24 protein-coding genes and 1 tRNA gene are annotated in these 26,975 nt (G+C 65.6%); 18 read left to right on the plus strand and 7 right to left on the minus strand.

Annotation, left to right across the window (positions count from 1 at the left end; genetic code table 11):
- Window position 1 precedes the first annotated feature (1 nt).
- The 4 genes from N5C28_RS15980 to flgA all read right to left on the minus strand — a co-directional run bounded on the left by N5C28_RS15980 (window position 2) and on the right by flgA (window position 3,638).
- A complete protein-coding gene (locus N5C28_RS15980) occupies window positions 2-472 on the minus strand; it encodes a hypothetical protein (protein WP_279823816.1) in 471 nt (156 codons plus the stop codon).
- A complete protein-coding gene (locus tag N5C28_RS15985; RefSeq protein WP_279823818.1) occupies window positions 469-1,320 on the minus strand; it encodes a winged helix-turn-helix domain-containing protein in 852 nt (283 codons plus the stop codon). Before N5C28_RS15985 ends, N5C28_RS15980 begins: the two co-directional genes overlap by 4 nt.
- A 439-nt stretch (window positions 1,321-1,759) precedes the next feature.
- Complete coding sequence (gene lafA, locus N5C28_RS15990) at window positions 1,760-2,635, minus strand: lateral flagellin LafA (RefSeq protein ID WP_279823819.1); 876 nt, start codon at window positions 2,633-2,635, stop codon at window positions 1,760-1,762.
- Window positions 2,636-2,945: 310 nt separating this feature from the next.
- On the minus strand, window positions 2,946-3,638 hold the full coding sequence (gene flgA, locus N5C28_RS15995; RefSeq protein WP_279823821.1) for a flagellar basal body P-ring formation chaperone FlgA: 693 nt from the start codon (window positions 3,636-3,638) through the stop codon (window positions 2,946-2,948).
- Window positions 3,639-3,851: 213 nt separating this feature from the next.
- Between flgA and flgB the strand changes: the two genes are divergently transcribed.
- The 16 genes from flgB (at window position 3,852) to N5C28_RS16075 (ending at window position 18,892) form a co-directional block, all read left to right on the plus strand.
- Window positions 3,852-4,217 carry a flagellar basal body rod protein FlgB gene (gene flgB / locus N5C28_RS16000; protein WP_279823826.1) on the plus strand — a complete coding sequence of 122 codons (366 nt, stop codon included), beginning with the start codon at window positions 3,852-3,854 and terminating at the stop codon, window positions 4,215-4,217.
- A 3-nt stretch (window positions 4,218-4,220) separates the two neighbouring features.
- Window positions 4,221-4,649: a flagellar basal body rod protein FlgC gene (gene flgC / locus N5C28_RS16005; RefSeq protein ID WP_279823830.1), complete on the plus strand. Its 429-nt coding sequence runs from the start codon at window positions 4,221-4,223 to the stop codon at window positions 4,647-4,649.
- Window positions 4,649-5,326, plus strand: coding sequence for a flagellar hook assembly protein FlgD (gene flgD / locus N5C28_RS16010; RefSeq protein ID WP_279823834.1), 678 nt, complete (start codon window positions 4,649-4,651; stop codon window positions 5,324-5,326). The genes flgC and flgD overlap by 1 nt, the downstream gene beginning before the upstream one ends.
- 37 nt (window positions 5,327-5,363) lie before the next feature.
- The gene (gene flgE / locus N5C28_RS16015) at window positions 5,364-6,548 is read left to right on the plus strand and encodes a flagellar hook protein FlgE (RefSeq protein ID WP_279823837.1); all 1,185 of its coding nucleotides are present in this window, start codon (window positions 5,364-5,366) and stop codon (window positions 6,546-6,548) included.
- 9 nt (window positions 6,549-6,557) lie between these two features.
- On the plus strand, window positions 6,558-7,286 hold the full coding sequence (locus tag N5C28_RS16020; protein WP_279823838.1) for a flagellar basal body rod protein FlgF: 729 nt from the start codon (window positions 6,558-6,560) through the stop codon (window positions 7,284-7,286).
- 11 nt (window positions 7,287-7,297) lie between these two features.
- Window positions 7,298-8,083 carry a flagellar basal-body rod protein FlgG gene (gene flgG, locus N5C28_RS16025; protein ID WP_279823841.1) on the plus strand — a complete coding sequence of 262 codons (786 nt, stop codon included), beginning with the start codon at window positions 7,298-7,300 and terminating at the stop codon, window positions 8,081-8,083.
- A gap of 5 nt (window positions 8,084-8,088) precedes the next feature.
- Window positions 8,089-8,751 carry a flagellar basal body L-ring protein FlgH gene (flgH, locus tag N5C28_RS16030; protein WP_279823843.1) on the plus strand — a complete coding sequence of 221 codons (663 nt, stop codon included), beginning with the start codon at window positions 8,089-8,091 and terminating at the stop codon, window positions 8,749-8,751.
- 69 nt (window positions 8,752-8,820) lie between these two features.
- Window positions 8,821-9,870 carry a flagellar basal body P-ring protein FlgI gene (locus N5C28_RS16035; protein WP_279824113.1) on the plus strand — a complete coding sequence of 350 codons (1,050 nt, stop codon included), beginning with the start codon at window positions 8,821-8,823 and terminating at the stop codon, window positions 9,868-9,870.
- A gap of 13 nt (window positions 9,871-9,883) precedes the next feature.
- Window positions 9,884-11,074 carry a transglycosylase SLT domain-containing protein gene (locus tag N5C28_RS16040; protein ID WP_279823846.1) on the plus strand — a complete coding sequence of 397 codons (1,191 nt, stop codon included), beginning with the start codon at window positions 9,884-9,886 and terminating at the stop codon, window positions 11,072-11,074.
- Window positions 11,071-12,438: a flagellar hook-associated protein FlgK gene (gene flgK, locus N5C28_RS16045; RefSeq protein ID WP_279823848.1), complete on the plus strand. Its 1,368-nt coding sequence runs from the start codon at window positions 11,071-11,073 to the stop codon at window positions 12,436-12,438. The genes N5C28_RS16040 and flgK overlap by 4 nt, the downstream gene beginning before the upstream one ends.
- A 33-nt stretch (window positions 12,439-12,471) precedes the next feature.
- On the plus strand, window positions 12,472-13,386 hold the full coding sequence (gene flgL / locus N5C28_RS16050; RefSeq protein WP_279823850.1) for a flagellar hook-associated protein FlgL: 915 nt from the start codon (window positions 12,472-12,474) through the stop codon (window positions 13,384-13,386).
- Between the two features lie 18 nt (window positions 13,387-13,404).
- The gene (locus tag N5C28_RS16055) at window positions 13,405-14,448 is read left to right on the plus strand and encodes a hypothetical protein (protein ID WP_279823851.1); all 1,044 of its coding nucleotides are present in this window, start codon (window positions 13,405-13,407) and stop codon (window positions 14,446-14,448) included.
- Between the two features lie 325 nt (window positions 14,449-14,773).
- The gene (locus tag N5C28_RS16060) at window positions 14,774-15,112 is read left to right on the plus strand and encodes a tryptophan synthase subunit beta (RefSeq protein WP_279823853.1); all 339 of its coding nucleotides are present in this window, start codon (window positions 14,774-14,776) and stop codon (window positions 15,110-15,112) included.
- A 260-nt stretch (window positions 15,113-15,372) separates the two neighbouring features.
- Window positions 15,373-15,792, plus strand: coding sequence for a PAS domain-containing protein (locus N5C28_RS16065; protein WP_279823855.1), 420 nt, complete (start codon window positions 15,373-15,375; stop codon window positions 15,790-15,792).
- A gap of 6 nt (window positions 15,793-15,798) precedes the next feature.
- Entirely contained in the window at window positions 15,799-17,349 is a 1,551-nt protein-coding gene (locus tag N5C28_RS16070; RefSeq protein ID WP_279823856.1) for a sulfite reductase flavoprotein subunit alpha, read from the plus strand.
- A 427-nt stretch (window positions 17,350-17,776) separates the two neighbouring features.
- Window positions 17,777-18,892, plus strand: a complete 1,116-nt coding sequence (locus N5C28_RS16075) for an ankyrin repeat domain-containing protein (RefSeq protein ID WP_279823857.1) — start codon at window positions 17,777-17,779, stop codon at window positions 18,890-18,892.
- Window positions 18,893-19,033: 141 nt separating this feature from the next.
- Here N5C28_RS16075 and N5C28_RS16080 read toward each other — a convergent pair whose 3' ends face one another.
- Together N5C28_RS16080 and N5C28_RS16085 are read right to left on the minus strand one after the other, a co-directional pair.
- The gene (locus N5C28_RS16080; protein WP_279823858.1) at window positions 19,034-19,339 is read right to left on the minus strand and encodes a DUF3077 domain-containing protein; all 306 of its coding nucleotides are present in this window, start codon (window positions 19,337-19,339) and stop codon (window positions 19,034-19,036) included.
- A gap of 417 nt (window positions 19,340-19,756) precedes the next feature.
- Window positions 19,757-19,833 (minus strand) — tRNA-Arg (locus tag N5C28_RS16085).
- A gap of 346 nt (window positions 19,834-20,179) precedes the next feature.
- Here N5C28_RS16085 and gabD point away from each other — a divergent pair.
- Both gabD and gabT read left to right on the plus strand, forming a co-directional pair.
- Entirely contained in the window at window positions 20,180-21,628 is a 1,449-nt protein-coding gene (gene gabD, locus N5C28_RS16090) for an NADP-dependent succinate-semialdehyde dehydrogenase (protein ID WP_279823859.1), read from the plus strand.
- A gap of 269 nt (window positions 21,629-21,897) precedes the next feature.
- Window positions 21,898-23,178, plus strand: coding sequence for a 4-aminobutyrate--2-oxoglutarate transaminase (gene gabT, locus N5C28_RS16095; protein WP_279823860.1), 1,281 nt, complete (start codon window positions 21,898-21,900; stop codon window positions 23,176-23,178).
- 890 nt (window positions 23,179-24,068) lie between these two features.
- On the opposite strand, the gene N5C28_RS16100 is transcribed toward gabT, so the two are convergent.
- Complete coding sequence (locus tag N5C28_RS16100) at window positions 24,069-26,951, minus strand: EAL domain-containing protein (protein ID WP_279823862.1); 2,883 nt, start codon at window positions 26,949-26,951, stop codon at window positions 24,069-24,071.
- Window positions 26,952-26,975: the final 24 nt, after the last annotated feature.

The raw sequence follows: 26,975 nt of genomic DNA on the forward strand, positions 1-26,975 counted from the left end.
GTCAGAGCGGGCTCTGCTGCTTGGCGATGCAGTAGACCTGGCGGGTCTCCTGGCCGTAGAGGCAGGAACGGAAGGGCACCAGGTGGATGGTCGAGCCCTTGTGGCGCCCGTACATCATGTTGAACACCAGGTCATTGTCGGTATCGCCGGCCAGGCCGGTCACCTCGCCCGACTCGACCCGCAGGCGGTAACGCCCGAGAAAGCCGTACTCGACGACGCCGGCAGTCTCCAGCACGGCATTGCCCTGGCGGGTCATGGCGTAGAAGCGGCCGTCGCGAACCTGCACGGTGTGCGAGACATCGATGACCTCGCCGCTGCTCAGCTGCATCTGCCCGCTGGCGCTGTAGCGCCCATCCAGCTCGCTGCTGGAGGTGAAGTTTATCCACAGCATGGTGCCGAGCAGCACCAGGGCCAGCACGAGGCCGAGGCTGATCAGCACGCACTTGCGGCCGAGGGAATCAAGGGCCTTCATGGCAGGCACGCCTGTAGTTGAGCATCGGCGATGCGTTCCAGTTGGCTCTCATGCACCATCAGCGAGCGCACGCTGTCCTGTCCCGCCACGCACAGCACCTCGTAGTAATCCGATGCCATGCCGAACACCAGGTCCGTGGGGCTCTTGGCCAAAGCCGCCATGCGCTTGGCCAGGGGCTGTGCGGCATGGGTCAGCTGCTGCAGATGCAATTCGTCGCGGTCGATGTAGATCACCGTCGCCTGGCCGATCGTCAGCTGGTTGCTGAGCAGCTCCGAGGGCTGGGCGAGGTCGAACAGGTAAAGCAGCACCGCGCCGCCGAGCAGCACCAGGCTGATGGGCAGGGCGAGCAGCAGGCTGCGCTGGTTGCGCGTGGTCTGCGGCGGATCGACGGTGATCAGCGGGGCCGGCGGCGCGTCCTCGGTGGACGGCTCGCTGGCTTCCGGCAGTGGTTCGGCCGCCGGCGGGGTGGAGAGGAAATTGGGGTTGAACATGTAGCCGCGGCGCGGCAGGGTCTGGATGATCTCGCGGTTCTTCTCGTCGGCCAGCACCTGGCGCAGGGTGTAGATCTGCTGGTTCAGGCTGCCCTGACCGACCACCCGATCGGACCAGGCATGGCTCATCAGCTCCTCGCGGGCCACCACTTCACCGGGGTTCTGCAGCAGGCGTTCGAGCAGGCGGCTGCCGGAGAAGCCCAGGTCGACCTTTTCCTCGGCGCCGTCGCGGATCAGCTGCAGCTGATAGAGCGCCGGGTAGAAGTGCGCGTAACAGTCCGCACGGCCTGTCCGGATGATCAGACAGGAGAGCGTTGCCCCGGCATCTGCGGCTTGATTCTCGCTCAGTGTATTCATGCGTTCCATGACGATGAGGGTGTGTCCATCGGGGGAATATGCCGGGCTCTTCAAAGTTGGCGGCATTCTGGCGTCAGAAAAAGACCGTCGCAAGTCTTGTGCCATTGGCCGTTGACTGGCACCGCCCTGTTCGAAGACCTGATTTTTGCTGAAAAACGGTGCCTGTCCGGTGCTCCATGAAGTGGGCAACAAAGCGCTCTAAGTCGAACCTTTGCGCGGTATGCAGCATCGGAATTGTGCCCTTGTATGATGACAGTTGATTGCGTGTTGCACCGTTTATCGGCAAGCGTAGCCAATGACTTTAAGGGTTGTTTGCACGGGCGGGTATCACGTGTGCACAGGCGGCGGTGGCGGGCCTGAAAAGCGCCCACGAAAAAACGCCCCGAGTGGGGCGTTCTGGGGTGGCGCAGTCCGTTGCGCCTGATCAGGAGCTGCGGGATCAACCCAGCAGGGACATGACCATGCCTGGCATCTGGCCGGCTTGCTTGAGCATGGAGATGCCCGACTGCATCAGCATGGAGTTCTTGCTCATGCTGGCGCTTTCCTTGGCGAAGTCGGCGTCCATGATGCGGCCCTTGGCCATTTCGGTGTTGTCTTTCATGTTGGCCAGGTTGTTGGCGGTGTGGTTCAGGCGGTTGATGTTGGCACCGAACTGAGCACGCAGGGCGCCGATGTCGTCCAGGGCGGTGTTGATGGTGGTGATCATGCCGTTGGCGCCAGCAGCGGTGGCGATTTCGGTACCGGTGGCAGTGGCGTCGCCGTAGCTGGCGGCCAGGCCGTCCAGAGCGGTGCCCAGGGCAGCGGATTCGGCCGAAGCGTCCAGCTCCAGGGTCTCGGCAGCGGTGGAACCGATCTGGAAGGTCACGGCAGCGCCGAACTTGCCGGTGGCACCGTCAGCGCCGAACAGGGCTTCGCCTGCGTAGCTGGTGTTGGTCATGATGTTGGCCAGCTCTTTACCCAGCTCGTCGTATTCGGCTTGCAGGGCATCGCGGTCAGCCTGGGCGTTGGTGCCGTTGGCGGACTGAGTGGCGAGGTCTTTCATGCGCTGCATGATGTCGGTCATTTCGTTGAACGCGCCTTCGGCGGTCTGCAGCAGCGAGACGGCGTCGCTGGTGTTGCGCATGGCGGTTTCCATGCCGCGGGACTGGGCGTTCAGACGGGTAGCGATCTGCAGGCCGGCGGCGTCGTCGGCAGCGGAGTTGATGCGCAGGCCGGTGCCCAGGCGCTGCTGGTTGTTCGACAGGGCGTTGTTGGTCTTGTTCAGGTTGGTCTGGGTGATCAACGAGGAGTAGTTGGTATGAATCGACAGAGCCATTTGAGTATTCCCTTTGCGTGAGAGCTTGGTTAGAGCTGGCTGTGATTGCCTGCTGAAAGGGTAAGGCGACAGACTTTTGCCGCCGCTTAAATGGCGCCTGGAAATTTTTCTACGACCGGTCTTCCCGCCCCGCAGGAACGTGCCCATCCACAACACCGGCGACGCTATCTGTGTAGGAGCGGCTGGGCGGCATACCGATTGCCCGCGAGCTCTTCTCCCACCGAAACCCCGATGCAGGCCTGGCAACCGCCGAGCTCGCGGCCGAGGCCGCTCCTACAGGAGCGCGCCCACCCACAAACCCCGCACAGCCCTAACGAAAGGTGCTGGTGACGACGCCCGCTTCGAGCACCTTGGCCTCGATGGTCTTGCCGCTGCTGAGGTTGCGCACGCGGATCACCGCCTTCAGCTCCCCGTTCTCCAGTGCCTCGCCCATGGTCGAGGCAGCGATGCCGTCATGGTTGGCGACGATCTTCACCTGCTGGCCGCGCTTGATCAGCAGCGGCTTGGTCAACAGGCTGGGGCTGAGCGCCTGGTTCGGGCGGATGCGGCGCTTGGCGCCCATGCCGACCACGTCGTCCAGGTCGGTGAAGAAGCCGCGCGAGGCCTTGCCGACATCCAGCTCCTGCAGCGTCAGCTGGGGTGCGCCGATGGTCTGGCCGCGCTCGATGGCCTGGCTGCTGAACACCGCCGGCACGAACACGCTGGCCTGGCTGCTCACCACCACCGCCCAGCCCGGCTGGTCGGCGCAGCGCACGTCCAGGCGCTGGCGCGCCAGCAGCGAGGCACCGGCGTCGCTGGGGCTGACCGTCAGTGCCTGCGTGCAGGGAGCCAGGGCGGCGGTGCTGTTCAGCGAGGTGCTGGCGTGGCTGAAGCGTTGCCCGGTCCAGCCCTGGGCTGTGGCTTCGTCGGCCACCGCCTGGGCGATGTAGCGCTCCACGGCGTCGTCGATCTGCTGGCCGGCGCTGACCTCGGCCTGGGCCGCCAGCGGCAGCAGACCGATCACCAGACCGGCCGCCAGGCGCAGTGGTCGCCATGCGGAAAAAACGCTTCCGCTTCCTGCTGGCGTGTACGGCGAATGCGGAAGCAATGCGGCGCTCCGTGCGTTCTTCTTTCTTGTAAAAGCCACTGAAATCAACTGCTTAAGCACCTTTGTCGGGTTGGGCATGGTTTGTGCTCCAGCACTCCCGGACTGAACCTTGCTGAAGGGTAGTGGGTGATGAGTATACGGATTGATGAGGCGTTGGGCGTTCATGCGCGTGCCCTGGAGTTGCGGGTCGAGCGCAGTGAAATCCTCGCGGCCAACCTGGCCAACGAAGACACCCCCGGCTTCCAGGCCCGGGACATCGACTTCGCCGCGGAAATGCGTCGCCTCGAAGGCGGCAGCCTCGATTCGTTCTTCGCGGCCACGCGCTCGCCCGACTACCAGTACCGGGTGCCGACCCAGGCTTCGCAGGATGGCAACACCGTGGAGCTGAGTGTGGAACAAGCGGAGTTCTCCAAGAACTCGATGGATTTCCAGACCAGCCTGACCTTTCTCAACTCGAAATTCCGTGGCCTGAAACAAGCCATCGAGGGGCGTTAAGCCATGTCATTCGACTCGATCTACCGCATCGCCGGCTCGGCGATGAACGCACAGACCGTGCGCCTGAACACCGTGGCCAGCAACCTGGCCAACGCCGACTCCGCCGCGGCCCGCCCCGAGGACGTCTACGAGGCGCGCAAGCCGGTGTTCGCCTCCATCTACGAGAACGGCCAGCTGACCCGCGGCGCCGGCATGGGCGGTGCCCATGTGCAGGTGCTCGACGTGGTCACCGCCGGCCGTGAGCCGGTGCGCCGCTACGAGCCGGAGAACCCGTTGTCCGACCGCGATGGCTACGTGTTCTACGCCGACATCAACGAGATCGAAGAGATGACCGACATGATGTCCGCCAGCCGCAGCTTCGAGACCAGCGTCGAGGTGCTCAACCGCATCAAGGGCATGCAGCAGGGCCTGCTCAAACTGGGAGAAGCGTGATGGCCACCGTCAGTTCCACCGGCTCGGGCACCAACACCTACGGCAGCGATGACGCGGTGCGCCAGGGCGTCAACGTCAGCGACGCGACGCAGATGGAGAACAACTTCATCAGCCTGATGGTCGCGCAGATCCGCAACCAGGACCCGACCAAGCCGGTCGACAGCACCGAGTTCCTCAACCAGTTCTCGGCCATGTCCCAGGTCAAGAGCATGGAAAACATGACGGCCCTGAGCAAAAGCAACCTGGTGCTGCTGGACAACCTGCAGACCCTCACCGCCGCCGGCCTGGTCGGCCAGGAAGTGAAGGTCGCAGTGGACAGCCTGCAACTGAGCGACGAGAAGATCAGCGGCCGGGTCAATCTGGAGCACAGCGCCGGCAAGACCGTGCTGACCCTGACCGACAGCAACGGCGTGAAGAAAGAGGTTCAGCTCGGCGCCCAGGTGGCCGGTGCGGTGGACTTCGAGATCGACCCCGTGGCCCTGGGCCTGGAGCCCGGCCGCTACAAGGTCGAGGTCACCACCGACAGCGGCGAGTTCCCGCCGGTGGAAGTGGCTGGCCTGGTCACCAACGTCCGGGTCAGCGCCGAAGGGCCGGTCCTGGAGATCAAGGGGGCGGGCTCCGTGCCGTTCTACAAGATCACCGAGTTTGGTCAGTCGTCACTGGCCGGTCTGCTCTAGTCGAGCGTTTCTCTCTCTTTCAAAAGGTTAATACGCCATGAGCTTCAACATTGCCCTGACCGGCCTCAACGCCGTTTCCGACCAGCTGGACACCATCAGCAACAACATCGCCAACGTCGGCACCACCGGCTTCAAGTCCTCGCGCACCGAGTTTGGCAGCGTGTACGCCGACAGCCAGGCCATGGGCGTGGAAGTCCTCGGCCTGACCCAGAGCATCAGCAAGGGCGGTGCGCTGGTCGGTACCGGCCGCAGCCTGGACCTGGCCATCACCGGCGGTGGCTTCTTCGTCACCCGCAGCAGCAACGGTGACGTGAGCTACACCCGCGCCGGTGTGTTCGACACCGACAAGGACAACTTCATCATCGGCAACACCGGCCGCCTGCAGGGCTACCCGGTAGACGCCGACGGCAACCTGCAGGTGGGCAACCTGGGCGACCTGCAACTGCAGAACGCCAACCTGCCGGCCCGCGCCACCGACACCCTGTCGTTCGTGATGAACCTGGACTCCAACGAAACCGTGCCGACCGTGGCGCCGTTCGACCCGGCCAACGCCGAGTCCTTCAACTCCACCTACACCACCAAGGTCTTCGACTCCCAGGGCCGCGAACACACCCTGACCCAGTACTTCGTCAAGACCGGCGCCAACGACTGGGCCGCGCACTACTACGCCGACGGCGTCGCCGTGGGTGGCCCCCAGGCGCTGAACTTCGGCACCAACGGCGCGCTGACCGGCCCGGTCGCCCCAGTGGCCATCAACTTCCCGCTGGCGGGCGTCGACCCCATGGCCGTGGCCATCGACTACACCGGCAGCAGCCAGTACGGCTCGGACTTCGTGGTCACCACCAACCGCGCCTCCGGCTACGCCGCGGGCGAGCAGACCGGCCTGTCGATCGAGAAGAACGGCATGGTCTACGCCAACTACAGCAACGGCGAACGCATGCTCCAGGGCCAGGTGGCCCTGGCCTCGTTCATCAACGCCGGCGGCCTGAAGAACGAGAACGGCACCGCCTGGAGCGAGACCGCCGAATCCGGCGCGGCGCTGATCGGCGTGCCGGGCGTGGGGGCCCTGGGCGAGCTGGCGGCCTCGGCCCTGGAAAGCTCCAACGTCGACCTGACCCAGCAACTGGTCGGCCTGATGGAAAGCCAGCGCAACTACCAGGCCAACACCAAGGTGCTGTCCACCGACAAAGAACTCACCCAAGTGCTGTTCAGCGCGATCTGAGGCTGATTTATGGACCGTTTGGGCTACACCGCGATGACCGCCGCCAGTCGCACCATGACCTCGCTGTCGGTGCGCGCCAACAACCTGGCCAACGCCAACACGCCGGGTTTCCGCGCCGACCTTGAGCAGGCCAAGGCCGTGGCGGTGGAAGGCTACGGCTACGACAGCCGCCACCTGGCGCTGGTGCAGAGCAACGGCGTGAGCCTGGCGCCCGGCGCCATGATGGCCACCGGGCGCGACCTGGACTTCGCCATCAATGGCCGCGGCCTGATCGCCCTGCAAGGGCCGGAAGGCGAGGTCTACACCCGCAACGGCAGCATGCAGGTGGACGCCGAGCTGAACCTGACCATCAACGGCCGTCCGGTGATGGGCGAGGGCGGCCCGATCGTGCTGCCCGAGTACGACAGCATCCACATCGGTTCCGATGGCGTGGTCTCGGTGATGCCGCGCGGCGACTTCGTCATGGCCGAGGTCGACCGCATCAAGCGCGTCGACGTGCCGGCCGCCGAACTGGTGAAGGACGAAGCCGGCCTGCTGGTCACCCGCAACGGCGAAGCCCTGCCGGTGGATGAAAACGTGCGGCTGATCGCCGGCCACCTGGAAGAAAGCAACGTCTCGGCCGTCGACCAGCTGGTGGCGACCATGAGCCTCAACCGCCTGTTCGAAACGCAGGTGAAGATGATGAAAGCTGCCGAGGACCTGTCCGAGGCGGGTAATCGCATGATTCGCGGCAGCTAAGGGAGATACCGATGAGCTCTGCACTTTGGGTCAGCAAGACCGGCCTCGCGGCCCAGGACAAGGCCATGTCGGCCGTGGCCAACAACCTGGCCAACGTCAACACCACTGGCTTCAAGAGCGACCGCGTGGTGTTCGAGGACCTGTTCTACTCCATCGAACTGCAACCGGGCGCCCAGGCCGACCTGGTCAACACCGTGCCGTCGGGCATCCAGCTCGGCAGCGGTGTGCGCGTGGCCGGCACGCAGAAGATCTTCACCGAAGGCGCCATGCAGCCCACCGGGCAGCCCATGGACCTGGCCATCGTCGGCCAGGGTTTCTTCCAGGTGGAATCGGCGGCCGGTGAAATCTTCTTCACCGAGAGCGGCCAACTGCAACCCAACGCCGAAGGCGTGCTGGTGAATGCCCAGGGCCTGCCGCTGGTGCCGGCCATCGAAGTGCCGGCCGGCAGCCGTGGCTTCACCGTGGGCAGCGACGGCATCGTCACCGCCGTGCTGCCGGGCGACACCGTGCCGGTGGAGCTGGGGCAGATCACCCTGGCCAACTTCGTCAATCCGGCTGGCCTCGAAGCCATGGGCGGCAACCTGTACCGCGAGACCGTGGCCAGCGGCGAGCCGGTCGAAGGCGTGCCGGGCGAGGAAGGCCTGGGCACGATCAAGCAGGGCGTGCTGGAAGGCTCCAACGTGCAGGTGGTCGAGGCCATGGTCAACATGATCTCCATCCAGCGCGCCTACGAGGCCAACGCCAAGGTGCTGGACGCCTCCTCCGGGATGCTGCAGTTCCTCAACCAGACCGTGTGACCGCCATGACGCGCCTTTTCCCGCTCCTGCTGGTGCTGTTGCTCGGTGGCTGCGCCAGCTTCAACGAGATGCTGCCCGACGAGGATTCCAGCGAGTACCAGCCGCTGGAACTGGACTACAGCCTGCCGCCGACCACCAGCGGCGGCCTGTTCCGCTCCGGCTACGGCGGCTCGCTGTTGCGGGACCAGCGCGCGGTGCGGGTCGGCGACATCCTGACCATCGTGCTCGACGAATCGACCCAGTCGAGCAAGAGCGCCGGCACCAGCTTCGGCAAATCGTCGAGCCTGTCGGTGCCGGTGCCCACCGTGCTCGGCAGCACCTACTCGGACCTGGAAAGCTCGGCCTCGGCCGAACGCGATTTCACCGGCTCGGCGCGCAGTTCGCAGCAGAACACCCTGCGCGGCGCCATCGCGGTGACCGTGCACAAGGTGCTGCCCAACGGCACCCTGGTGGTGAAGGGCGAGAAGGCCCTGCGCCTCAACCAGGGCGACGAGTACATCCGCCTGACCGGCCTGGTGCGCCTGGACGATATCAACCGCAACAACCAGGTGTCGTCGCAGAACGTGGCCAACGCGCGCATTTCCTACGCCGGTCGCGGGGTGCTGAACGACAGCAACTCGGCGGGCTGGCTGACGCGCTTCTTCACCCACCCCCTGTTCCCCCTGTAACTGGAGCCTGACGGCATGCGCCCGTTTCTGAAGTTTCTCGCCGCCGCTGGCCTGCTGCTCGCCCAGGGCATGGCCAGCGCCGTGCCGATGATGGACCTGGTGGACATCGAGGGCATCCGTGGCAACCAGTTGATCGGCTACGGCCTGGTGGTCGGCCTGGACGGCACCGGCGACAAGAACCAGGTGAAGTTCACCAGCCAGTCGGTCACCAACATGATCAAGCAGTTCGGCGTGAACCTGCCGCCGAACGTCGACCCCAAGCTGAAGAACGTCGCGGCCGTGACCGTCACCGCCGAGATCCCGCCGTCCTACAGCGCCGGGCAGACCGTGGACGTCACCGTGTCGTCCCTGGGCGATGCCAAGAGCCTGCGCGGCGGCCAGTTGCTGATGACCCCGCTGATGGGTGTGGACGGCGAAACCTACGCCCTGGCCCAGGGCGCCCTGGTGGTCGGCGGCGTCAACGCTGAAGGCCGCAGCGGCTCCAGCGTGGCCATCAACACCTCCAACAGTGGCCGCATCCCCAACGGCGCCACGGTGGAGCGGATGATCCCCAGCGACTTCTCCGAGCGCGACGAGGTGATGCTGAACATTCGCCAGCCGAGCTTCCAGACCGCCAGCCGCGTGGTGGAGGCGGTCAACGCGCGCTTCGGCAGCGGCACCGCCACCGCGCTCAACGCGACCAAGGTGTCGCTGCGCGCGCCGGTGTCCAGCAACCAGCGCATCAGCTTCATGGCCATGCTCGAAGCGGTCGAAGTGGAAGAAGGCCGTACCCGGCCGAAGGTGGTGTTCAACAGCCGCACCGGCACCGTGGTGGTGGGCGAGGGCGTGCGGGTCAAGGCCGCTGCCGTGGCCCACGGCACCCTGACCGTGACCATCAGCGAGAACCCCCAGGTCAGCCAGCCCGGCGCCTTCTCCGGCGGGCAGACCGCCGTGGTGCCACGTTCCGACGTGGACGTCACCCAGGAAGCCAACGGCATGTTCAAGTGGCCCGAAGGCGCCAGCCTGGAAAGCATCATCAACACCGTCAACAGCCTGGGCGCGACCCCGGACGACGTCATGAGCATCCTTCAATCCCTGGAACAGGCCGGCGCGCTCAACGCCGAACTGATCGTCATCTAAGCGCAGGCGGCCCATGAGTATCGTTTCCCTCGCCCAGCACCTGAACACCCACCGCGGCGCCGCCGACGGCATCGGCTCGCCCCGGCGCGAGCAGCTGGAAGTCGCCGCCGAGCAGTTCGAGGCGCTGTTTTTGCAGCAGATCCTCAAGCAGATGCGCAAGGCCAGCGACGTGCTGTCGGCCGACAACCCGATGCGCAGCCGCGAGCTGGACACCATGCGCGACTTCTACGACGAAGTGCTGGCCGAGACCCTGGCGGGCAAGAAGCAGACCGGCATCGCCGACCTGCTGGTCAAGCAGTTGTCTGGCAATGCCGGCGAGCCCCTGGACTTCGAACAGGCCGCCGCAGCCGCCCGCAGCGCCGACCTGCCGGAGCGTTCGCCGAGCCTGCTCGATCCGTTGCGCAGCACCTGGCAGCGTGGCGTCGACACCCTGAGCAGCGCCTGGCAGCGCAGCTCCGAAGGCTTCGTCGCCCTGGTCGACCGGGTCATCCAGCAGGAATCCGGCGGCCGGGTCGATGCCGTGTCGCCCAAGGGCGCCCGGGGCATCATGCAGCTGATGCCGGACACCGCCCGGGAAATGGCCGCCGAACTGGGCCTGGAATTCGACGAGGCGCGGCTGACCAGCGACGCCAGCTACAACAAGCAACTGGGCAGCGCCTACCTGGGCAAGATGCTCGACCGCTACGACGGCGAGCACGCGCTGGCCCTGGCTGCCTACAACGCCGGTCCTGGCCGCGTGGACGAATGGCTGCAGCGCAACGGCGACCCGCGCCGTGGCGAGATCAGTGTGGGCGCGTGGATCCAGCGCATCCCGTTCCAGGAAACCCGCGACTACACCCACAAGATCCTCAGCGACCTGCAAGCGTCCGCGCCGCCTGTGGATAAAACGCCGGCGTCCCCTCCGCAGGGCGACGTCAGCCCGCTGTCGGGGCAGACCCAGGCCCAGCTCGGCACCGCGGTCGGGGCCGACCAGGGCCTGGTGCTCGGCAGCGCCGCCAGCAAGCGCCTGGACACCGCCGCCCCGGCGCGCACGCTGCCGGCCGAGGCGCCGCTGTCGGCACAGATCCACCGATTTAAGTTACCGGCCGATTACGTCGCCTTACCGGAGAGAACAGCCCATTCGGTGGCGGACGCAGGTCATCAATCCCGCTCCGCCGCATTTGCTCAATCGATCCGCATTGAGCGCAAGGAGATTGACGCGTGAGCACCCTCAACCAGATCGCTTTCAGCGGCGTACGCGCGGCCCAGGTGGCGCTGTCCACCACCGGACAGAACATCGCCAACGTCAACACGCCCGGTTTCAGCCGCCTGCACACGGTGATGAGCTCGCTGTCGGGCCAGGGCGGGCTGAACGTCGGCGGCGGTGTGGAAGTCACCAGCATCCGTCGGCTCTCCAACGACTTCCAGACCCAGCAGCTGTGGCGTGCCACCACCGAGCAGAACTACTACAGCAACTCGCAGCAGTACCTGACCTCCCTCGAAGGCCTGATGTCCGGCGACGGCTCGAGCATCAGCGTCGGCCTCGACCGCTTCTTCGCCGCGCTCAGCGAAGCCAGCGCCACGCCGGGTTCGGTCGCCCTGCGCCAGCAGATCATCAGCGAGACGCGCAACCTCAGCCAGCGCTTCAACGGCCTGAACAGCAACATCGACGCGCAGATCAACGCCCTGCACGACCAGCGCACGGCCATGGGCAGCGAGATCAACGGCCTGACCGAGAACATCGCGCTGCTCAACAAGAAGATCGTCGAAGCCCAGTCCATCGGTGGCGACACTTCGGCCCTGCGTGACCACCGCGAAAGCCTGGTCAACGACCTCAGCAAGTACGCCAAGCTGCGGGTCAACGAAGTGCCGGACGGCTCGCTCAGTGTCGCCCTTGCCAACGGCCAGCCGCTGGTGGCCGGCGCCACCGCCGGGCGTCTGCAGATCACCAAGACCCCGACCGGCGAGCAGGAAGTCGCACTGTCCTTCGCCGGCACCAGCTTCCCGCTCAAGCAGGACGGTTTCGGCGGCGCCTTCGGTGGCCTGTACGACGTGGAGTACGGCAGCCTGCGCACCTCCCAGGACGCCCTGCACGACATGGCCGGCCAGTTGGCGCAGATGATCAACGACACCCTGGCCACCGGTTTCGACCTCAACGGCAACCCGGGCCAGCCGCTGCTGACCTACAACGCCACCAGCACCACCGCCATGCTCACCTTGAACGACGTGTCGCCGGAAGAGCTGGCGCTGTCCTCGGCGGCGGGCGAGAGCGGCAACAACGAAGTGCTGCTGGAACTGCTGCAGCTCAAGGGCCAGACCATCACCGTGGGCGGCAGCCAGGTGACGCTGAACGACGCCTACGCCGGGCTGCTCGGCCAGGTGGCCAGCACCAGCCGGCAGAACCAGGCCGACCTCAAGTCCGCCACCGCCGTGACCCAGCAGGCCCAGGCCCAGCGCGACAGCGTCAGCGCCGTGAGCCTGGATGAAGAGGCGGTCAACCTGATGACCTACCAGCAGGCCTACACCGCCAACATGAAAGTCATCAGCACCGCCAACCAGTTGTTCGACGAGATGCTCGCGTCCTTCTGAATGCCGCGCCGTTAACCAGCCGAGAATCGACCCATGCGGATTACCAACGCGCAGACCACCGCCCTGATGCACAACTCGATGAACAGCAGTTCTGCGCAGGTGGCCAAGCTGATGCAGCAGATGGCGCTGAACAAACGCATCCTGCTGCCCTCGGACGACCCGATCGCCAGCGTGCGGGTGCTGCGCATCCAGCGTGAAGAAGCGAGCCTGGAGCAGTACCGCACCAACATCGCCAACGTCTCCGGCAACCTCTCGACCCAGGAAGCCAACCTGCAGTCCACCTCGGACGCCATGCTCAACGTGCGCGACCTGCTGCTGTGGGCCTCCAACGGCTCGAACACCAGCCAGGACCTGGCGGCCATCGCCGGCGAGCTCGAGAACATCGAGAAGACCATCCTCAGCTTCGCCAACGTGCGCGACGAAGAGGGCCGCTACCTGTTCTCCGGCACCCTCAGCGACGTGCCGGCCGTGACCTACGACGCCGGCACCGACACCTACGTGATGACCGGCAACGACAAGCACCGCCAGGCCGCCGTGGCCAACGGCGTGCTGGTGGCCGAGAACGTCACCGCCCTGGACGTGTTCGGACCGAACATGGACATGCTCAACGACCTGCACGGCCTGGTCGCCATGCTCAAGGACCCGGCGTTGGATGCCAGCGACCCGGCCGTGCGCCAGCAGATCACCGACACCCTCAACCAGCTCGACGCCACCCACGGCGGCGTGCTGGGCGCAATCACCGAGCTGGGCGGGCGGCAGAACACCCTGAGCCTGCTCAACGACAGCAACGAGGAAGTGTCCCTGGTCAACCAGAAGATCGACGGCGAGCTGTCCAAGCTCGACTACGCCGGCGCCACCATCGACCTCAACAACTACCAGCTCTCGCTGCAGGCGACCCAGAAGACCTACCTGCGGGTCAACGAGCTGTCGTTGTTCAGCCTGCTGTAAGCCGCCGGGGTCCGCGCCATGAAGATCGACAAGCAGCTACCGGTCACGACCATTCTCGATCCGCGGGCGCGCGATCAGGCGCAGCTCCCGGATTCGCCCCTGGTGCCGCGCCGTGCCTCCCCGGCGCGGGCCAACGAATTGGCCGCCGGCACCGAGCGCCTGCTGGGCAAGGGCGCGGGTTTCAGCCTGCAGCTCAACCAGCAGCTGTCGTCCATGCAGTCCGCCGAGCGCTACCTCAGCGAGCTGTCGGACCAGCTGTCGGCCCTCAAGCTCAACCTCAGCCGGCAGATCAGCTCGCCGCAGACGGTCAACGAGCGCGACAGCATCGCCCGCTCCCTGCAGCAGGTGAACAGCCTGCTGGAGCAGCGCGCCAAGCGCTCCGGCGAATCGCTGGATGCCACCTTCAAGCTGCGCCTCAACGAGCCGCTGCGCAGCCGTTTCAGCCTGCAGGGCCTGGAATCCATCGAAGCGGTGCAGCGCTCCGGCAAGGAAACCCTGCTGCTCAGCGCCGGGCGCTACCTCGCCGAGCCGCTGGCCGTGGTGCTGGACGACGGCATGAGCAGCGAGCAGGTGCTGCGTCGTTTCAACAGCAGCCTGGGCCAGGCCGGCATGCGCGCCGAGCTGGATCAGGACGGCGCCCTGAAATTCTCCGCCCCCGAAGGCGACTGGCAGACCATCAAGGGCCAGCTGCGTATGCAGGGCGAGGGCAAGCTGTTCAGCAAGGTCGCCGCCCCGATCGCCAGCCACGACGACGGCCTGCTCGCGTTCCCCACCGAGCTGGGCCAGGACACCTTCCGCGAATTGCGCCAGTTGCTCGATTCGGTGGTCTCGGCCCTGGACCGCGTGGGCGCCCTGCGTGAGCAGCTCAGCCAGCGCCAGGCCGACGTGCGCGACTTCCTTGCCCGCCAGGAAAGCCAGGACGAGAAACAGTGGGCCCTGGGCTTCGCCTCCTCGGTGTTCGACACGCGCGGACGCAAGTCGCCCGGCTACTCGGTGGTCTCGCAGACGGTGCTGGCCCAGGCCAACCTCACGCGTTTCGCGGTGGTCAGCCTGCTGTCATGAGCGGCGGGCCGCCCGGTCCGTCCGTGACACCCCGCTGCCGGGCGTCGCTACGCCCAAGTGTTTTCGCGGTCACAGTTCAACGAGGCTCCCGCTCATGAATCGATGCGGTTCGGGTTATCCTGCGCCCAAGCCCGAAGGCCCACGCTGGGGTCGACAGCAACACCCCGGATGCCTTCATAATGTCGCCAGTATGGTGGCACTGTGCCTTTATGCGATGATCGGGCTGTGTGCAGGCATCAGGAGACTATGCAACGATCTTGCGTTTGTGTGGGTCTCAAGGAACGATGCGATCGGCCCCCTGAGGGGGCAATGGCGGGGGAATTCCATGGTTTATGTACAGCGTGACGAGCACGGACGCCTGCTTCGGGTCGAGTATCAGCCCTTCGACGGCATGACCGACAACCTGGCGGTGGAAAGCGACGAACTGAAAGCCTGGCTGAACGCCAAGGAAGAAGTACGTGCGCGACTGGCCAGCCTGCACAGTTCGGATCTCGAACTGGTGCGCGTACTGGAAGATGTGGTCAGCGTCCTGGTGGAGCGGGGCATCATCCAGTACACCGACCTGCCCGAGGCAGCGCGGATCAAGCTCGACCAGCGCGCGGTGGCGCGTGCCGAAATCGAAGGCTTGAGCAGCATCCTCGGCGGCGAGCCGCCAGCCTCCTGAACCAGGCGTGACGGCGATACCACGAAGGCCCCGGGTGCGAACCCGGGGCCTTCGTCGTTTCCGGCTGCCCGGACCGTCGAGTCATTAGGACGAACCACGGGTCATGATGACTTGGAAAGCGTGGTGTCATTAGGACAATGAATTTTCCAATTGCCTGATTTTGCTGATGTTTTTTGTTGGCACGGTTTCTGAAATACCCCAGGTGACTCTTGCGCCGGCGTTCCCGCCGGCCTCTTTTCATCCGCCTTAGGAACCGACCGATGCAAGCGATCAACAGCAAAGTCCTGCAGGCCCTGGAGAACGTCATGGTGATTTCCACCACTGACCTTCAAGGCAACATCACCTACGTCAACGACCTGTTCTGCACGCTCACCGGCTACACCCGCGAAGAGCTGCTCGGCCAGCCTCACAGCCTGGTGCGCCACGCCGCCGTGCCCAAGGCCACTTACAAGCAGATGTGGGACACCATCAAGAAGGGCGAGATCTGGACTGGCGTGATCCCCAATGTCGGCAAGAACGGCGGCCTGTACGTGGTCGATACCACGGTGCAGCCGGTGTTCGACGAGCAGGGCGCCATCGTCGAGTACATCAGCATCCGCCGGGTCATCAACGACCTGATGGCCGACTTCGAAGCCCTGGAATTCTCCAAGGAACAATTCGACGACTACTACGACAGGTAAGCCGCCATGCCAGCCTCGATCGAACGCATCGTGATCGGCTATGGCTCTGAATCCGGCAACGCACACGGGCTGGCGGAGCGTCTTGCACGCCTGCCCGTCGTGCAGCCGTACGCCGTGGTCGTGCAGGATCTCAACAGCCTGTCCCTCGACAGCCTCACCCGCAGGGACCGGCTGGTGATCGTCTCCAGCTCCTTCGGTGACGGCGAGCCGCCGGGCAACGCCGACCGTTTCCTCGACCAGGCGGCGGCATGCGCGACCCTGGAGGGCGTGCCCTATGCCCTCTTCGGCCTGGGCGACACCGCCTACCCGACCTTCTGCGGCTTCACCAAGGCCGTGGACGCGGCCCTGCTGGAGAAGAAGGCCATCCCCTTCATGAACCGGGTGGATGCCGACATCGATTTCGAAGGCTTCTTCGACACCTGGTGCGCGGCCTTCGACGCCGTGCTCAAGGGCGATGCCGAGGCCGGCCTGCGCCTGGACCTGCAAGTCACCGCCTATGGCGAGAACGCTGCCTGGCCGGCGCGCATCCTCTCGCGCATCGAACTCAACGCCACCGCGCCCTACGCCTACCAGCTGCGGCTCGACCTCAAGGGCAGCGGCATCAAGTACCGCGCCGGCGACAACCTCTACGTGCTGGCCGAGAACGACCCGGCGCTGCTGGCGCGCATCGATGCCTGGTTCGGCCTGAGCGCCCCCAGCGACCTGCTGCGCCACAAGGAACTGCGGCAGATCGGCAAGTCGACCCTGCGCGACCTCGCCAAGGCCTCGCAGAACGACAGCCTCAAGGACCTGCTCAAGGTCAGCGCGCGCAAGGACCTCGACGGCTACCTGTACGGCAAGGACCTCTTTGACGTGCTGACGGACTTCTGCGCGCCGGGGCAGTTCAGCCTGCAGGAACTGGCCGACTGGCTGCCCGAGCGGCTGCCGCGGGCCTACTCCATCGCCTCCCACGACCACGCCGACTATGTGGACCTGTGCATCCGCGAGGTCGCCTATTCCCTGGAAGGCCGCGACCGCACGGGCATGGCCACCGGCTACCTGACCCGCGACACCCAAGAGGTGCAGGTCTTCGTGCGCAGCAACCCGCGCTTCCACCTGGCCCGGGACGCGCAGCACCCGCTGCTGCTGATCGGTACCGGTACCGGCATCGCCCCGCTGATCGCCCTGCTGGAACAGCGCGAACGGGAAAACAGCACCGCCCGCACCTGCCTGGTGTTCGGCGACCGCCGCCGCGCCTCGGACTATCTCTACCGCCCGCGCCTGGCCGGCTGGCATGCGCGTGGCGTACTGGAGCGGGTGCTCACCGCTTTCTCCCGCGACAGCGACCGGCGCTACTACGTGCAGGACGCACTGATCGACAACGGCGCCTACATCTGGGAGCTGATCGAGCAGGGCGCCCCCCTGTACCTGTGTGGCAACAAGGCCAACCTGGAAAGCGCCATCGAACAGGCCCTGGTCACCGTTGCCAGCCAGCACGGCAAGCTCGACGACGAGGCCGCCGAAGCCTTCGTCCAGGACCTGGTGAGCACCGGTCGCGTGCACAAGGAGCTGTACTGACACGCTCACGCTCCAGCCGCTTCTACATCCCCTGTAGGAGCGGCCTCGGCCGCGAGCCTCAACGATTTCCGATTCGAGAAAAGCGCGCGGGTGGCCCGCTTCCGCGAACGCTGGTGTGCCTGGAAGCCTCCGTGTACCCGTAGGGTGGATGTCGCTCACCCGGTGTGTCGCCGCGGTGGATCGGTGAAGCGTGATCCACCCTACATGACGGCGTTCTCTGTAGGAGCGGCCTTACGCCTTGAACCGCTCACCCCCCCACCCTTCCCAGCCATTCCTCCCCGAAAAACCCTGTCGCACAAATGACAATCTGTCGCGTTTAGTGTGTGGTGGTCTACTGAATCCGCCCCGTCATTGCGGTAAGAATGGGTGCTGCGTTGGGAACAATAACGTGGCCCTTTGCCACTTCTCACCGAACAAGGAACGTCTGATGACCACATCCCTGCTGCAAGGCCTGTACTGGCATGACCTCGACGGCATCCGCGAGCGCCACGCCGCCGGCGCCGACCTGAACGGCCTCGACGACAACGGCTGCACGCCGCTGACCGAAGCCATCAGCGGCGGCATGGGGTATCCACCGGTGGTCAAGTTGCTGCTGGAACTGGGCGCTGATCCGCACCTCGCCGACGGCAACGGCCTGACACCCTGGCTGGCCTGCCTCATGCGCCGCCAGGATCGTGTGGTGGAAACCGAATACCGCAAGATCCGCAAACTGCTCGAAGCCGCCAAGGCCGACCGCCGTGGCGAGGAACTCTTCGACCTGGAAGACAAGGCCGCTGCCGGCGATCTGCGCGCCGTGCAGGCGCTGCTCGACAAGGGCTGCCCGGTGGAGGGAGCGCACGCCGCTCCCCTGGGCGCGGCCCTGTTCAACGGTCACGGCGACGTGGCGGAACTGCTGCTGCAGCGCGGGGCCTCGGTCGAGGGCAAAGGGGTCGACGAACACGGCATGACCCTGCTCATGAGCGCCGCCAATGACGGACTGCTGGACATGGTGCAACTGCTGGTGCGCCACGGCGCCGACGTGTGCCGCGCCTGGAACGGCCCCGACAGCTGCCAGACCGCCGCCTGGTACGCGCGCGATGCCGGTCACCACGAGGTCGCCGACTGGCTGGCCGCCCAGCACCCGGGCGCCGAACGCAGCCCCATTCCCAAGGCCGCCCTCAACGGCGGCGCCAAGGCCAAGTACCTCGACCTCTACCGCCACTACACCCAGGGCGCCAACCACGGCCTGAACACCGAGGCCATCGTCAAAAAGCTGCAGCGCTGGGACAAGGACTACGGCATCCACGTGCTCGACGTCAGCACCGACCGCCTCACCGTGCAGTTCGAGCGCCTGCCCGACGACCTCGGCAAACTGGCCAAGGACATCGGCAAATTCTGCCCCGACACCCTCGACAGCTTCGCCGCCATGGCCGAACAGAAAACCCCAGCCCCTGACCAGCAAGCGCTGCTGCAAGGCCTCGATCCTGCCGACAAGCACTTCGCCTACAAGGCCCTGCAACGCTGGCTGCAGACCCACCAGGCTGTGGGGCTGTGGTGGGATTGATCCATTGCGCGCCCGCTGGCGCGGTTATCCACAGGCACAAAAAAGCCCGGCATATGCCGGGCTTTCTGCATCCGTAGCCTGGGTCGAGCGAAGCGACACCCGGGACGATCGTTGCCCCGGCGCCGCTCGCTCACCGCGCACTCAATGCTGCCGCGACGCCTTGCCAATCCCCTCGACACACGCCCGCACCGTGGCCTTGGCCATTTCTACCAGGCAGGCGCAGGCATGGCCCATCTGCTCGCGGCGTTGCGCGTCGGTGTGGTTCAACTGAAGGGCCAGTTCCTCGGCCACATCCAGCAGGCAATAGGCACTGTCCAATGCATCGGCCACCGGCACGCCGGGCTGCACGGCGAAAAGCGGCTGCCGAGCGGCGTTGCATGGATGGAACAGGGTGCTGATGGTTCTGGCCGCGCTGGCGGCTGGGGTGGGGCTGCATGAATCCTTCATGAGTACGGCTCCTTGATTTGAGAAGCCGCCACGTTCGTGACCAAACGAAATGGGTGGCGGCTGTACGCAGGTTGGTCAACCGGGAATCAAGGAACCCGGCGCGCACGAATGCGCCCCACGCACAGCCACCATAAATCGGTTCAGCAGACACAAAAAAGCGCCTACTCCGATGCGGTGGCGCTTATGCGCCTTGATTTTCTCAGGTGACCAAACCCGGTCGCTGAATTGGCAGCGACGGGCGAACTGTAGGCGTTCGGGAGCCAGAGGCGCAAGACGGATCACTGGAGTAGAAGGTCGGTGTTAATCGATACGGCTGGTAGGAGAAGGCTGCAAGGCGCTGCCAGCGCCGGTTCCCGATAAATCCGTCTGCCCGAAAACGAAAAAGCCCCAGGCATTCACCTGGGGCTTTTTCATGTCTGGCGCACTCGGCGGGATTCGAACCCACGACCCCTGCCTTCGGAGGGCAGTACTCTATCCAGCTGAGCTACGAGTGCGTTGCGGGGCGCAATCATACGCATCTCGCTGGTGCGCGTCCATGCTGCCAGCTTGTTCGTGATTTCACACGAAAGGATGACGCAACCGGGCCGGTGATCAGAAAAATGTCAGTCAAACGGCTGTTTCGTTAATTTTTTCGAACGGAGTATTGCCCTTTACCCCTCGCGACCCTAGGATTCGTTTGAGATTTCAAACGCTCGCCCCGCCGTGCTTCGGAACTCAGGGCAAATTGTCCCGCTCGTAGTACTGACAGGCGTCGCGCACGCCAGACCATGACCATTCCCAAGCCCTTCGGTGGCTGATGACAACTGTCCGACGCCTGGGTGTCGGATCGAGGAGACTGCCATGCAATTGAAAGACACCCAGCTGTTCCGTCAGCAGGCGTATATCGACGGCACCTGGTTGGACGCCGACAGTGGCCAGACCATCAAGGTCAATAACCCGGCCACCGGCGAGATCCTCGGCAGCGTGCCGAAAATGGGCGCAGCAGAAACCCGCCGCGCCATCGAAGCGGCCGACCGTGCCCTGCCGGCCTGGCGTGCCCTGACCGCCAAGGAGCGCGCGAACAAGCTGCGCCGCTGGTTCGAACTGCTGATGGAAAACCAGGACGACCTCGGCCGCCTGATGACCCTGGAGCAGGGCAAGCCGCTGGCCGAAGCCAAGGGCGAGATCGCCTACGCCGCGTCCTTTATCGAGTGGTTCGCCGAAGAAGCCAAGCGTGTGTACGGCGATGTGATCCCGGGCCACCAGCCGGACAAGCGCCTGATCGTGATGAAGCAGCCGATCGGCGTGACCGCCGCGATCACCCCGTGGAACTTCCCGGCCGCGATGATCACCCGCAAGGCCGGCCCGGCCCTGGCCGCTGGCTGCACCATGGTCATCAAGCCGGCCTCGCAGACCCCGTTCTCCGCCCTGGCGCTGGTCGAGCTGGCGCACCGTGCCGGCATCCCGAAAGGCGTGCTCAGCGTGGTGACCGGCAGCGCCGGTGAAGTGGGCGGTGAGCTGACCAGCAACCCGATCGTGCGCAAGCTGAGCTTCACCGGTTCCACCGAGATCGGCCGCCAGCTGATGGCTGAGTGCGCCAAGGACATCAAGAAGGTGTCGCTGGAGCTGGGCGGCAACGCGCCCTTTATCGTGTTCGACGACGCTGACCTGGATGCCGCCGTCGAAGGCGCGCTGATTTCCAAGTACCGCAACAACGGCCAGACCTGCGTCTGCGCCAACCGCATTTATGTGCAGGACGGCGTGTACGATGCCTTCGCCAAGAAGCTGGCTGACGCGGTCGCCAAGCTGAAGATTGGCAACGGCCTGGAAGAGGGCACCACCACCGGCCCGCTGATCGACGACAAGGCCGTGGCCAAGGTCCAGGAACACATCGAAGACGCGCTGAGCAAGGGCGCCAAGCTGCTCACCGGCGGCAAGCCCCACGCGCTGGGCGGCAGCTTCTTCGAGCCGACCATTCTGGTCGACGTGCCGAAGACCGCTGCGGTGGCCAAGGAAGAAACCTTCGGCCCGCTGGCGCCGCTGTTCCGCTTCAAGGACGAGGCCGAAGTGATCGCCATGTCCAACGACACCGAGTTCGGCCTGGCCTCCTACTTTTATGCCCGCGACCTGGGCCGCGTGTTCCGCGTGGCGGAAGCGCTGGAGTACGGCATGGTGGGCATCAACACCGGCCTGATTTCCAACGAAGTGGCGCCGTTCGGCGGCGTGAAGGCGTCGGGCCTGGGCCGTGAAGGCTCCAAGTACGGCATTGAGGATTATCTGGAGATCAAGTACCTCTGCCTGGGCATTTAACTAAGTCGCTACTGCGCTTCGGTGATGCTGCGTTGGCGGGCCCGGAAAAAATGCTCATTGGCAGGAGCCAACTCCGCTTTTTTCCGAACCCGCCGCCTTGCCTGACCTTCGCTCGCTACGCTCCGCACAGGACGTAGTGAACAGGGGATGGCAGTAAATTTCCCTGTGGCCGGGAGGGCCGTAGCAGTCGATCATCGTATGCTGCTGCGGCGCTAACCCGGTCATTATCCTTGAACCACGCCGACCGATGAGCGGCGAATGAGGACGTCATGAGCAAGACCAACGAATCCCTGATGCAACGCCGCACCGCTGCCGTTCCGCGCGGCGTGGGCCAGATCCACCCGATCTTCGCCGAGTCGGCGAAGAACTCCACCGTGACGGACGTCGAAGGGCGCGAGTTCATCGATTTTGCCGGCGGTATTGCGGTGCTCAACACCGGCCACCTGCACCCGAAGGTGATCGCGGCGGTGCAGGAGCAGCTGGGCAAGCTGACCCACACCTGCTTCCAGGTGCTGGCGTACGAGCCCTATGTGGAGCTGTGCGAGAAGATCAACGCCAAGGTGCCGGGCGACTTCGACAAGAAGACCCTGCTGGTGACCACCGGCTCGGAAGCGGTGGAAAACGCCGTGAAAATCGCCCGCGCCGCCACCGGCCGCGCCGGGGTGATCGCCTTCACCGGCGGCTACCACGGCCGCACCATGATGACCCTGGGCCTGACCGGCAAGGTGGTGCCGTACTCCGCCGGCATGGGCCTGATGCCGGGCGGCATCTTCCGCGCCCAGTACCCGTGCGAGCTGCATGGCGTGAGCGTGGATGACGCCATTGCCAGCATCGAACGCATCTTCAAGAACGACGCCGAGCCCAAGGACATCGCCGCCATCATCATCGAGCCGGTACAGGGCGAGGGTGGTTTCTACGTGGCGCCGAAGGCCTTCATGCAGCGCCTGCGTGCGCTGTGCGACCAACACGGCATCCTGCTGATCGCTGACGAAGTGCAGACCGGCGCCGGCCGTACCGGTACCTTCTTCGCCATGGAGCAGATGGGCGTGGTCGCTGACCTGACCACTTTCGCCAAGTCCATCGCCGGTGGTTTCCCGCTGGCCGGTGTGTGCGGCAAGGCCGAGTACATGGACGCCATCGCCCCGGGCGGCCTGGGCGGCACCTACGCCGGCAACCCGCTGTCCTGCGCCGCGGCCCTGGCGGTGATGGAGGTGTTCGAGGAAGAGCACCTGCTGGACCGTTGCAAGGCTGTCGGCGAGCGCCTGGTGACCGGCCTCAAGGCCATCCAGGCCAAGCACAAATCGATCGGTGATGTGCGTGCCCTGGGTGCGATGATCGCGGTCGAGGTGTTCCAGGGTGGCGATCACCACAAGCCGGACGCCGCGTTGGTCGGCCAGGTGGTGGCCAAGGCCCGCGACAAGGGCCTGATCCTGCTGTCGTGCGGCACCTACGGCAACGTCCTGCGCGTGCTGGTGCCGATCACCGCCGAAGACGCCCTGCTCGACAAGGGCCTGGCGATCATCGCCGAGTGCTTCGACGAACTGGCCTGATTCCCAGCCGGATAAAAAGACCCGCTTCGGCGGGTCTTTTTTTGCCTGTCATAACCCATCGGTGGTCTCGCGCTGGGCGCATGTGGTGGGTTACGGCGCATTCGGTTCATGCGGTGTTGCGCCGTGCGTGCTCGTGCGCCTAACCCACCCTACGGGTTTGGTGGGATGGCTTCGTAGGGTGGGTTAGGGGCGCATGGTGGGTCTGGGTGATAACCGCGCAATCGACGCGCCCCGTAACCCACCGTTGGCCATCGGGCCGGGGTGCGCTCTGGTGGGTTACGGCGCATCCGGTTTATGCGGTGTTGTGTCGTGCGTGCTCGTGCGCCTGACCCACCCTACGGCTCTGGTGGGAAGCATTCGTAGGGTGGGTTAGGGGCGCCTGGTGGTCTTGGGAGGTAACCGCGCAATCGATGCGCCCCGTAACCCACCATGGGCCATTGGCTCGGAGTCCGCTCTGGTGGGTTACGGCGCATCCGGTTCATGTGGCGTTGCGTCGTGCGTGCTCGTGCGCCTAACCCACCCTACGGGTTTGGTGGGGCTTTCGTAGGGTGGGTTAGGGGCGCCTGGAGATACTGGATGGTAACCGCGCAATCGATGCGCCCCGTAACCCACCGTTGGCCATCGGGCCGGGGTGCGCTCTGGTGGGTTACGGCCCATCGGTTCGTGCGGCGTTGCGTCGTGCGTGGCTCATGCGCCTAACCCACCCTACGGGTTTGGTGGGGCTTTCGTAGGGTGGGTTAGGGGCGCATGGTGGGTCTGGATGATAACCGCGCAATCGGCGCGTCCCGTAACCCACCATTGGCCGTCGGGTCGGGCTGCGCCTTGGTGGGGTTACGGCGCATCCGGTTCGTGTGATGTTGCATCCTGCGTGGGCGTGCGCCTAACCCACCCTACGGGTTGGTGAGCTCGGCGGGGGTGGTGGCGTCGTCGGCCAGGCGTACCAGGGGTTGGGGGCGGTCGATGAAGTAGCCCTGGGCGTAGTCGATGCCCAGGTCGCGCAGGCAGTCGAGGGTGGTCTGGTGTTCGACGAATTCGGCCACGGTCTGCAGGCCGAGCTGTTCGGCGATCTGCTGCATGGAGCGGACCATGGCCTGGTTGATCGGGTCGTTCTCGATACCGACGATGAAGCTGCCGTCGATCTTCAGGATGTCCAGCGGCAGGTGACGCAGGTACGCGTAAGAGGCGAAGCCGCTGCCGAAGTCGTCCAGCGCCACCTTGAGGCCTTGGTCGCGCAACTGGCTGATCCACTGCGACGACACGCCCAGCTCGCCCAGCGCCACCATCTCGGTGACTTCGATGCACAGCTTGTTGGCCGGTATCCGGTGGCGTTGCAGTTCGCTGTGCAGCAGGTGGTGGAACTCGGCATCCAGCAGCGAGCTGGCGCTGAGGTTGATGTTGACCTGGGCCAGCTGCCGCACATGCTCCGGGTTGTTGGCCAGCCACTGCAGCAGTTGCTGGATCACCCAGCGGTCGATAGCGCCGAGGAAGCCATAGCGCTCCGCCGCGCTGAGGAACTCGCCGGGGCTGACCCACTTGCCGCTCTGCGGATCGTGGTAGCGCAGCAGCACTTCGTAGTGCAGGCCGTCGGCCGGCTTCTGCAGCGGCATCACCGGCTGGAAGAACAGTTCGAAATGCGCGTGGTCGATGGCTTCGCGCAGGCGGGTGATCCACTGCAGCTGGCGCTGGTGCTCGAGCAGGGCGCCGTCGCCGGGGTTGAACTGCTGCACCCGATTGCGGCCCTGGTGTTTGGCTTGCTGGCTGGCGCTGTCGGCCCAGTTCAATGCGGTTTCCCAGTCGCTCACGCCGTCGCCCAGGGCCAGCAGGCCAATGCTGGCGTACACCCGGAACGGCCGCCCCTGCCAGGTGAAGACGAATTGCTCGACGCAGGCGCGCAGGTGTTCGGCCTGCAGCATGCCGGCGGCGTCGTCGGCCTCGCGCAGCAGGATGGCGAATTCGTCGCCGCCGATGCGCGCCAGCTCGGCGTGCCGCGGCAGGTGGCTGAGCAGGTGGCCGGAGAGCTGACGCAGCAACTGGTCGCCGGCGGAGTGACCGCACAGGTCGTTGACGTGCTTGAACTGGTCCAGGTCCAGGCACAGCAGGTGGCTGAAGCGGCGCTTGCTGTTGCCGGTGAGGCTGTCCTGCAGCAGGCGCTCCAGCTCGCGGCGGTTGAGCAGGCCGGTCAGCGAATCGCGCGAGGCCAGCACTTGCAGGCGCTCTTCCAGGGCGCGCCGCTCGCTGAGGTCGACGACGATGCCTTCGATGCAGTCCTGGGCGATGCGCAGGTGCAGCGACAGGTAGATCCAGTGCGCCTGGCCCTGCTGGTCGAAGACCTGGCATTCCTGGCTCACCGCCGTCTGGCTGGGGCTCAGGCTGGCGGCCAGGGCCTGCCACTGGTCGTCGCCGAGCAGTTGCTGGATCGGCGTGCCGACCAGCGCGTCCGGGCTTTCGCTGGCCTCCAGGAAGCGCGCCAGGCTCGGGTTGACCTCCAGCAGGGTGCCGGAGCGGGTGCAGCGGAAAATCCCTTCGCTGGCGCTGCGGAACAGTGCCTGGTACTGCTCCAGGTTGCCGATGGCCTGGGCCTGGCTGTGCAGCAGGGCGCGGCGCACCCGCTCCAGCTGTTTGTCGAGCAGGGCGCCGAACAGCAGCATGCTGATCGCCGGCAGGTAGGCGTGCAGGTAGTTGAAGCCCGGCGGCAGCGGGATGTAGCCGGCGCGGCTGAGCGGCACCAGTAGCATCAGCACCAGCGCGGTGCTCCAGCACAGCAGGTAGCCCAGGGCGTAGGGCCGCCGCTGGTAGAGGCCGAGCAGGGCGAAGCTCAGCTGCACCAGGCCGGTCAGCAGGATCAGCACGTTGAGGGTGCGGTAGGCATTGGCGCTGCCCTCCACGGCGCTCCAGCCGCAAACCAGCACCACCAGCACGAACAGCCCGTTGCGCAGGTGCCGCAGGCGGCCCAGGCGCAGCTTCAGGGCGCTGGTGAGGAACAGCGTGCTGAAGATCAGCATCACCGGCGTCGACAGGTTGGTCATCAGGCTGGTGAAGCCGGGCCAGTCCGGCACCAGCATGGCGTTGATGCCGTGCAGCGAGGCGTTGTACACCGCCACACCGAATACGGTGATGCAGTAGTAGGCCAGTTGCGGCTCGCGCAGGGTGCTGTACTTGACCAGGTAGAACAGCGCGATGCCCAGCAGGGCGCCGATCAGCAGGCCGCTCTGCAGCCAGCTGCGGGCGATCAGCAGGTTGCTCTGCTCGGCGCTGACCAGGTGCATCGGCAGGCTGATCGAGGAGCCGCTCTGCACCCGTATCAGCAGGGTCTGCGGGCCCTGGCCGAGGCGGGGCAGGGCCAGCATCAGCTGCGGGTAGGGTTCGCCGCGCTGCAGGAAGGGCCGGTCATCGCCGCTGTAGAGCGCAGCCACGAAGTGTTCGCGGTCGTACAGCCAGACTTCCACGTCATCCAGGAAGGGGTGGGCGATCAGCAGGTTCAGGCGTTGCAGGGCGGGGGCTTCGAGGTTCAGCGCCGCCCACCAGACGCTGGTGGAATAGCCCATGCTGGGCGGGCCGCCGCTCGGTACGCCCTCGGCGCGGATGCGGGTGAGGGCTTCAAGGGGCGTCAGCAGGCCTTGCGGGTCTTCCAGCAGCAGGGCTTCGCGGATGGCGACCGGTGTCTGCAGCTGTTCGGCGCTCAGGTGCAGCGTCGGCAGGGCAGCGGCCAGCCCCTGCGGCAGCCAGAGGGCGGCGAGCAGGCCGAGCACGAAATGTCGTAGCAGCTGAGTCATCCTGGCGCCCAAATCCATACTGCG

The sequence above is a fragment of the Pseudomonas sp. GD03944 genome (assembly GCF_029839275.1).
GTDB lineage: Bacteria > Pseudomonadota > Gammaproteobacteria > Pseudomonadales > Pseudomonadaceae > Aquipseudomonas.